At 71.1% G+C, this 8957-nt stretch carries 5 protein-coding genes and 1 pseudogene; 3 read left to right on the forward strand and 3 right to left on the reverse strand.

Annotation, left to right across the window (positions count from 1 at the left end; translation table 11 throughout):
* Positions 1 to 181 (forward strand): hypothetical protein (locus JHD63_RS20430; RefSeq protein ID WP_198972644.1); only part of this gene is annotated, 181 nt, incomplete at its 5' end.
* Between the two features lie 318 nt (positions 182 to 499).
* Here JHD63_RS20430 and nrdR read toward each other — a convergent pair.
* The 3 genes from nrdR to JHD63_RS20445 form a co-directional block, all read right to left on the reverse strand.
* Positions 500 to 949: a transcriptional regulator NrdR gene (gene nrdR / locus JHD63_RS20435; protein WP_198972645.1), complete on the reverse strand. Its 450-nt coding sequence runs from the start codon at positions 947 to 949 to the stop codon at positions 500 to 502.
* A 9-nt stretch (positions 950 to 958) separates the two neighbouring features.
* Positions 959 to 2203, reverse strand: coding sequence for a serine hydroxymethyltransferase (gene glyA / locus JHD63_RS20440; protein WP_198972646.1), 1245 nt, complete (start codon positions 2201 to 2203; stop codon positions 959 to 961).
* 214 nt (positions 2204 to 2417) lie between these two features.
* Positions 2418 to 3284 carry a lytic transglycosylase domain-containing protein gene (locus JHD63_RS20445; protein ID WP_198972647.1) on the reverse strand — a complete coding sequence of 289 codons (867 nt, stop codon included), beginning with the start codon at positions 3282 to 3284 and terminating at the stop codon, positions 2418 to 2420.
* 694 nt (positions 3285 to 3978) lie between these two features.
* Here JHD63_RS20445 and JHD63_RS20450 point away from each other — a divergent pair.
* The gene (locus JHD63_RS20450) at positions 3979 to 7755 is read left to right on the forward strand and encodes a DUF748 domain-containing protein (RefSeq protein ID WP_198972648.1); all 3777 of its coding nucleotides are present in this window, start codon (positions 3979 to 3981) and stop codon (positions 7753 to 7755) included.
* A 179-nt stretch (positions 7756 to 7934) separates the two neighbouring features.
* A pseudogene (locus tag JHD63_RS20455) lies at positions 7935 to 8957 on the forward strand (DUF349 domain-containing protein); the annotation flags it as partial.

Genomic DNA, 8957 nt, shown 5'->3' on the forward strand with positions numbered 1-8957 from the left:
CCCCCCCCCCCCCCCCCCCCCCCCCCCCCCCCCCCCCCCCCCCCCCCCCCCCCCCCCCCCCCCCCCCCCCCCCCCCCCCCCCCCCCCCCCCCCCCCCCCCCCCCCCCCCCCCCCCATTTTCAAGCAGCAGACGGCATACGAGATTTCCTGTACGGTCTCGTGGGCTCGGAGATGTGTATAAGAGACAGGCCGTGCGACAAAGCAGACGCCGCATGCCGGGGCCAGCCCAAAGGGGAAGCCTGTAGCGCGGGCGTACGTGATACGCGGCGCTCGGAGCGCCTTGCACTGCACCGCGCTACAGGCTTTCGCGGAGTGAAATGAAGGATGACACGCCCTAGGGCAACGCTGAACAAGTTCCTCGCGTGTCGCGCATCCCTGCTGTGGGCGGTCTGCGGCGTTGCAAATCCTCGCCATGGCGGCGGCCATGGCTGCGGTTTGCGCCTTGCATCCCATCCCACACCAGGGCGCGCGCCATCGCGGGGACTTGTTCAGCGCCGCCCTAGCGTCGCACCTCGTCCACCAGCGTCTTGAACTCGTCGATATCCTCGAAGCTGCGGTACACGCTGGCAAAGCGGATGTAGGCGACCTTGTCCAGGCGCTTGAGCTCGCGCATCACCAGTTCGCCGATGCGGCTGGAAGGCAGCTCGCGCAGGCCCAGGGACAGCAGCGTTTCCTCGATGCGCTCGAGCGCTGCGTCGACCTGTTCCACGCCCACGGGCCGCTTGCGCAGCGCGAGGTTCATGGAAGCGCGCAGCTTCTCGCGCCGGTAGTCCACGCGCCGGCCGTCCTTCTTGACCAGCGCGGGCATGCTGACGTCGGGCCGCTCATAGGTGGTGAAGCGCTTGTCGCAGGCGCCGCACTGGCGCCGCCTGCGCACCGAAGTGCCGTCCTCGGCCACCCGGGTCTCGACGACCTGGGTATCCGGGTGGCCGCAGAACGGGCACTTCATGGCGCGGGATCAGCCGTAGACGGGGAAGCGCGAGGTCAGCGCATGCACCTTGGCGCGGACGGCCTCGATGTTGGCCGGGTCGCGCGGGTTGTCCAGCACGTCGGCGATCAGGTGGGCCGTGGCGCGTGCTTCCTCGTCCTTGAAGCCGCGGGTGGTCATGGCCGGGGTGCCGATGCGCACGCCGCTGGTGACCATCGGCTTTTCCGGGTCGTTCGGGATGGCGTTCTTGTTGATGGTCATGTGGGCGCTGCCCAGCACCGCTTCGGCTTCCTTGCCGGTGATGCCCTTGGCACGCAGGTCGACCAGCATGAGATGGCTTTCGGTGCGCCCGCTGACGATGCGCAGGCCGCGCTGCACCAGCGTCTCGGCGACGATCTGCGCGTTCCTGGCCACCTGCTGCTGGTAGACCTTGAATTCGGGCTGCAGCGCCTCCTTGAAGGCCACGGCCTTGGCCGCGATCACGTGCATCAGCGGGCCGCCCTGCAGGCCCGGGAAGATGGCGCTGTTGATGGCCTTCTCGTGCTCGGCCTTCATCAGGATGATGCCGCCGCGCGGGCCGCGCAGGCTCTTGTGCGTGGTCGAGGTCACCACGTCGGCATGCGGCACCGGGTTGGGGTAGGCGCCCGCGGCGATCAGGCCGGCGTAGTGCGCCATGTCGACCATGAAGATCGCGCCCACGTCCCTGGCGACCTTGGCGAAACGCTCGAAGTCGATGCGCAGGCTGTAGGCCGATGCGCCCGCCACGATCAGCTTCGGGCGCGACTCGTGCGCCTTGCGCTCCATGGCGTCGTAGTCGATTTCTTCCCTGTCGTTCAGGCCGTAGGACACGACGTTGAACCACTTGCCGCTCATGTTCAGCGGCATGCCGTGGGTGAGGTGGCCGCCCTCGGCCAGGCTCATGCCCATGATGGTGTCGCCGGGCTTGAGGAAGGCCAGGAACACCGCCTCGTTGGCGGAGGCGCCGCAGTGCGCCTGCACGTTGGCCGCGTCGGCGCCGAAGAGCTGCTTCACGCGCTCGATGGCGAGCTGCTCGGCCACGTCCACGTGCTCGCAGCCGCCGTAGTAGCGGCGGCCGGGGTAGCCCTCGGCATACTTGTTGGTGAGTTGCGTGCCCTGGGCCCACATCACGGCGGGCGAGGCGTAGTTCTCGCTCGCGATCAGCTCGATGTGGTGCTCCTGGCGGGCGTTCTCGGCCTGGATGGCGGCAAAGAGTTCGGGGTCGGCTTGCTCGACGAGCAGATGGCGTTGGTACATGGCGGCAGTCCTGGAAAGACGATGGTCCCTGCTTGAAAACAAGGGCTGCCCAGGCGAACGGCTGAAACGCTCCGGTGCCTGCGGGCAGGAACCGGGCGGTACGCTTCCCAGTGGTTGTCGAGGGCGGGGCCCTGCGGTCGGTCCACGTCAGCGGCAGCGAAGCCCCTTGGAGGGGCCGTCGCAGCGCCTATCGCCAGTCGCGTACCTGGCGAGTTTAGCGCACGCCGAGCGCATCGGCCTCGTCCGTGGCCAGCGCCACGATCTTGCTGGCTGCAGAGCCGGCAGGCGGAGCCGTCACTTCCAGCGGCCGGGGCGGCGTGTTCGCCGCCGGCGGCGGCACCACCGCAGGCGGCGTGATCGGCACCGACTTGCCGCTGGCCACGGCGAGCAGGCGGTTGTGCTCGGCCAGCACCTTGGCCGCGTAGCCGCCGTCGTCATTCATGTTGGCGGCCCCCACGTAGTGGCGCAGACCGCCTTCGAGCGAGCCGGCGCGGGCGATGCAGTCCTGCAGCACCTTGACGCCCACGCGCAGGTTGGTGACCGGGTCGAAGGCCGCCAGCCGGCCGCCGAAGTTCTGGTACTTGTCGGTGTGCACCTGCGTCATGACCTGCATCAGGCCCTGCGCGCCCACGGGGCTCTGCGCAAACGGGTTGAAGCCGGATTCGACCGCCATCACCGCCAGGATCAGCGTGGGATCGAGCTTGGTGCGCGCACCCGTCTCGAAGGCCTCGACCACCAGCGCGCTGACGGGTTCGGGGGCCACGCGGTACTTCCTGCTCAGCCAGTAGGCGACGGCCGCCTGGGCCTTGGGCAGCTCCTTCGGGTTGGCGGCCGTCGCGCGCTCGACGGCATCGCGTTGTATCGGCAGCCCGATCATTTCGACCTTGCGCGCTTCGAGCCAGCCCATGAGATGGGCTTCGCCGGATTCGCGCAGATCGGCACGCACGCTCAGCGTAACGACTGCAAACACCAGTACCAGGCCCAGCAGGGCGAAACTGTTGTGTGTGATTTCGAAGAAGCCTTCGGCGACGTCTGCGGCAAAGGTCCGCAGGGCGCTGGCCACTCTTCCTGATGCTGACATAGCTGTTCCTTTCGACACAAGGGCCTCATCGTGGAAGCTGCGCATCGCAAGCGCGCTTCGCGGAAAAGGCGTCCTCGTTTGGATTGGGTCGCCATCGGATTCGCGCCAGGCCTGCATCAGCGGCAGGGGTTGGTTGAGGGGCGGCGAATCGACTTAGCCGTGGGTCGGCAGCGGGTTAAAAGGTCCCTGAGACGGGAGCGGGGCGGATTCTAGGAGGCTTACAAATATCAAGTCAAGCATAAGGATTCAATTCTTTATGCTTAATAAGATTTGAAACAAGCCGGAAACAGGCTTGCATCGCAGTGCGCGACAATGGCCGCTGTGTCTGAATGAAAGAGGCAATGGTGAGCAGGCATGCCATTGAAAAATCCGCTTTGATGCCCCTTCATCGCTTTGCTATCGTGAATCCGTCCGAGTCATCGGGCGCCGTGCCGGGAGGATGCTGCGGCCAGTCTCACCCGAGGCTTTCCACGGCGGATCGCCGGTCTCTCCTGGAGGCAATCCCTTGCCTCCCGCGCATGAAGGACTCGTACCTCCCTTATGCGCAAACAGACGGCCTCGGGTCTTATGCCCGCCGTCGAGCCCGGCGGGTCAGGCTGCAGGCCTCCCGGCCGGGCTTTTTGCTGGCGTCGTCGCTACGTCGCCCCTCCTTTTCCCTCCACCGGATTTCACGCCCATGCGCATGCCCGCCGCGATGAGATGGCGCCCCTCCCACCCCCTGGCCCTGCGCCTGCTGCGTGCGCTGGGCTACGGGCTCGCAACGCTGTGCGTGCTGCTGGCCCTGGCCTGGTGGGGCGTGCCGCACCTGGTGCGCCACGAACTGCAGGCGCAGGGCGCCGAGCGCCTCGGGCGTGCCGTGACCGCGGGACGCATCATCTTCCGGCCCTGGCGGCTCGAACTGTCGGTGCAAGACCTCGCGGTGGCCGGCGCGCAGCCCGATGCCGCACCACAGCTCACGGTCAGCCACCTGCGGGTGCGCATTGCGCCGTCCTCGCTGCTGCGCCTGGCGCCGGTGATCAACACCCTGCACATCGACTCGCCCTACTTGCGCGTGGCGCACACCGGCGAAGGCCACTACGACGTCGACGACATCCTGGCCCGCGTGGCCGCCACGCCGCGCGATCCGCAGGACGAGCCGGTGCGCTTCGCGCTGCACGACCTGCAGCTCGGCGCCGGCGCGGCGGACGTCGATGACCGCGGGCAGATGCACCAGGTGCGCGACCTGACCCTGAGCCTGCCCCTGCTCAGCAGCCTGGAGAGCCAGCGCGAGCAGGCCGCGCAGCCGCGGCTGGCCTTCACGCTCGATGGCAGCCGCTTCGACAGCGCGGCGCAGGCCACGCCCTTTGCCGAGGTGCGCAAGGGCGAGGCCACGCTGCGCTTCCAGGGCCTGGACCTGGCGCCCTACCTGGGCTACTGGCCCGCCGGCCTGCCGGCGCGGCTGACCGCCGGCGTGCTGGATGCGGATCTGCAGTTCGCCTTCGCCCAGGCCACCGGTCCGGAGGCGGCCACGCTCGACATCCGGGGCCGGCTCACGGCGCACCGGCTGGCGGCGGTGGACGCGCAGGGCGCGCCGCTGCTGCAGGCCGAGCAACTGGACCTGCAACTGGCCCATGTCCGCCCGCTGGCGCAGGACGTGGCGATCGAGCAGATCACGCTGCGGGGCCCGCGCTTGCAGCTGCGCCGGCTGGCCGACGGGCGTCTGGCCGTCATGCCGAAGCCCGCTGCCCCCGCGCCGGCGCCCGCCGCGGGCGCGGCGCAGGCGGCATCCGCGCCCTGGACCGTATCGCTGGCCCAGGCCCAGATACACGACGGTGCGCTGGACTGGAGCGATGCGGCCGCGGCCGGCGCCGGCCCGCTGCGCCTGCACGAGATCGAGTTCACGCTCAAGGACCTGGCCTGGCCGCTGCGCAAGCCGGTGCCGGTCGAGCTGCGGGCGCAGGCCGATGGCGCCGCCGCGCCCAAGGCCCGCGCCGCGGCCAGTGCGCAACTGGCGGCACAGGGCGCGGTGGCGCTGGACGGCGGCCGCATCGCCGCCCAGCTCAAGGGCCTGCCGCTGGCCTGGGCCGGGCCCTACCTCAAGCCCTATCTGAAGCCCTCGCTCGGCGGCACGCTGGCGACCGAGCTGGACCTGGCCTGGACGCCCGCCGGCGCCACGCTGGAGGCCAGGACCCTGGGCCTGGACAAGCTGGCGCTGGAGGAGGGCGGCACGCTGCTGGCCGGCCTGGAGCGGCTGCAGCTCGACGGCGCCCGGGTGGACACCGCGCGGCGCAGCGTGGTGCTGCCGCGCGTGATCGTGACCGCGCCGCAGGCAGACGTGGCGCGCACTGCGCAGGGCCGCTGGATGTTCGAGGACTGGCTGCCGCCGTCCACGGCCGAGCCCGCTCCGCTGGCCGCCCGGGGCGCGGCGGCGCCGGCCTGGTCGGTCGATCTGGCGGCGCTCGAAGTCGCGCAGGGCAGCGTGCGTTTCCGCGACGCCGGCCGGCCGCAGCCGGTCGCGGTGGACCTGTCGGAGCTCAAGCTCTCGCTCGCCCGGCTGGCCTGGCCGCTGGCCAAGGGCACGGCGCCCTCGGCGCTGGAGATGTCGGCGCGCGTGGCCGAAGCCGCCGCCGAGGGCGCGCAGCAGCGCGGCCGCCGCGCGGCCGGGCGCGGCGGCACCCTGCAATTGAAAGGCACGGCGGCGCTGCTGCCGCTGGCGCTGGAGGCGCGGGTCGAGGCGCGGCAACTGCCGCTGCAGGCCTTCGACGCTTACTTCGGCGATCTGCTCAACGTCCAGGTGGCGCGCGCCGACGTGGGCTTCACCGGCCAGGTGCGCTACGCCGAGGAGGCGCGCGGCCCGGCCTGGCAGGTGCAGGGCGATGCGCTGCTGGAAGACACCCGCATCCTGAGCGCCGCGCCGCTCGCGCCGGCCTCGGCGCCGGCGTCCGAGGTGCGGCCCGCCGCCCTCGCGCGGCGCGGCATGCTGTCGGCCGGCGCGTTCTCGGGCAACGCCTCGTCGCTGCTGGGCTGGAAGACGCTGGACCTGCGCGGCGTTGCCGCCGCGGCGAGCCCGGGCGCGCCGCTGCGCGTGGAGGTGCGCGAGAGCACCTGGAGCGACTTCTTCGCCCGCATCGCGATCGACCCGAGCGGGCGCATCAACCTGCAGGATCTGGTGAAGCAATCGGCATCTGCTCCTGATTCTGTAGCGGCAAGCCCAGGTGGTACCAGGGCTTCAGGCCAAAATGATGCTCAAAATGCGGCGGCCGCGCCGATCGTGCGCATCGGCCCGACCCGTTTCGTCAACGGCCAGGTGCTGTTCTCCGACCAGTTCGTGAAGCCCTCCTACAGCGCCAACCTGAGCGAACTGCAGGGCCGGCTCGGCGGTTTTTCTTCCGAGCGTCCCGCGGCCGGCGCGGCGCCCGCCATGGCCGACCTGGAACTGCGCGGTAAGGCCGAGGGCACCGCCTCGCTGGAGATCAGCGGCCAGCTCAATCCGCTGGTCAAGCCGCTGGCGCTGGATGTCAAGGGCAAGGTGCGCGACCTTGAACTGCCGCCGCTGTCGCCCTATTCGGTGAAGTACGCCGGCCACGGCATCGAGCGCGGCAAGATGGACGTGGACGTGGCCTACCGCATCCAGCCCGACGGCCAGCTCACGGCGCAGAACTCGCTGGTGCTGCGGCAACTGGTGTTCGGCGAGCAGGTCGACGGCGCCCCCACCAGCCTGCCGGTGCGCCTAGCCGCGGCGCTGCTGGCCGACCGCAACGGCGTGATCGACCTGAACCTGCCGATCAGCGGCTCGCTCAACGACCCGCAGTTCAGCCTGGGGCCGGTGATCGCCAAGGCGGTGGTCAACCTGATCGTGCGCGCGGTGACCTCGCCGTTCTCGCTGATTTCCAGCGCCTTCAGCGGCAGCGGCAGCGGCGGCGAGCAGGCGTCCCAGGTGCCGTTCGCGCCCGGCAGCGCCGAGCTGTCCGACACGGCGCGCGAAGACCTGGGCAAGATCGCCAAGGCGCTGGCCGATCGCCCGGGCCTGAACATGACCGTCATCGGCACCGTCAACCGCGAGGCCGAGGAAGACGGCCTGCGCCGCGCGCGCCTGCAGCAGTTGCTGCGCCAGGAAAAGCGCCGCGGCCAGCGCCAGGCGCCCGGCCAGCCGGCTGCGGCGGCGCCGGCCGACGCCGGCGTCACGCCCGAGGAAGCCCCCGAGCTGCTGCGACGCCTCTACGATCGCACCGACCTGCCGGGCAAGCCGCGCAACCTGATCGGCATGGCCAAGTCGCTGCCGCCGCAGGAGATGGAGAACCTGCTGCTGGCCCAGATCGACGTCAGCGACGCCGCCTTGCAGAACCTGGCGGTACAGCGCGGCACGGCGGTGCGCGACTACCTGGTGCAGCAGGGCGTGCCGAGCGACCGGCTGTTCGTCGGCGCCGCGCGCCGCGTGGCGCAGGCGCAGGGCTTTTCCCCGCATGCGGAACTGACGCTGTCCACCCGCTGACGCCACCCGCTGAGGGGCTGGCGGGCGCCTGCGCGCACGGGTTTCGCGTGGCGGGGCAAAAGGCGGTGAAAATAGCGCCTTCGCCCCGCCACACCGGCGGCGCCGGCCGCGTGCCCGTGGCCGCGTTGTCCCCCGCGCCTTGCGGCGCAGCGGCGCCAGGTGCGCCCATCCTCATTCCCATGTTTCCTTTTTCCTCCCGCAACAAAATGTCCGACGCACCCGAAGTGAATCCGACCCCGGCCAAGGCTGCCCCCGAAGCGCATCCGCTCGACGCGCTGACCGGCGGCGCCTTCTCGGCCGCCACCTCGGGCGAGCGCGCCTCGCGCGTGCGCGAGTGGCTCGCGCGCCAGCCCTCGGCCGAGCAGATCCAGGAGGTCTTCAAGGAACTGAGCGTGCGCGACAAGGGCGCCGCCAAGCCCCTGCGCGAGAAGCTCGACGAGATCAAGCGCGCCAAGGGCCAGGAAGTCATCGCCGCCGAATGGGCCGAGAAGGCCCGCGCGCTGCTCGGCGCGCCCAAGCTCAACATCGCCGACGCCCTGGCCTGGCAGCGCGACGCCGCCAAGGCCGGCGCGCCGCTCAGCCGCGAGCCGCTGGCCGCGCTCAAGGTGCAGCTGGCCGAGCGGGTCAAGGTCATCGAGGACCTGCAGAACCGCGTGCAGGTGCAGCGCGAGGCCGCCGTGCTGCTGGCCCAGCGCATCGAGGTGCTGTCCACCAAGCCCTGGCGCGACGCCGAGGCGGCGCTGGGCACGCTGCGCGCCGACATCGGCCACTGGCAGGAACAGGCCGCCTCCATCGCCGGCGACGCCGCCTGGCCCAGCGTGGAAGCCAAGTTCCCGCCGCAGCTCGACGCCTCCAGGGCCCAGTTGCTGGTGGTATGGGACGCCTTCCAGGCCGCCATCGCGCAGGCCGCGGCGGCCGCCGCCGACCCCGCCGCGCCGCTGCCGCCGGTGCCGGTCTGGGCCGAGGAACTCTCGCTCGCGCGTGGCGGCCCGGCCCGTGAAGCCGCCGCCGAGGGCGCCGCGCCGGGCGACGCCCCCGCCGCCCGCGCGCCGCGCGCCAAGATGATCGACCCGGCCGCTGTCTCTTATACACATCTCCGAGCCCACGAGACCGTACAGGAAATCGCGTATGCCGTCTTCTGCTTGAAAAGGGGGGGGGGGGGGGGGGGGGGGGGGGGGGGGGGGGGGGGGGGGGGGGGGGGG

Origin of the sequence: Xylophilus sp. ASV27 (genome assembly GCF_016428875.1) — a bacterium.
Classification (GTDB): Bacteria; Pseudomonadota; Gammaproteobacteria; order Burkholderiales; family Burkholderiaceae_C; genus Xylophilus.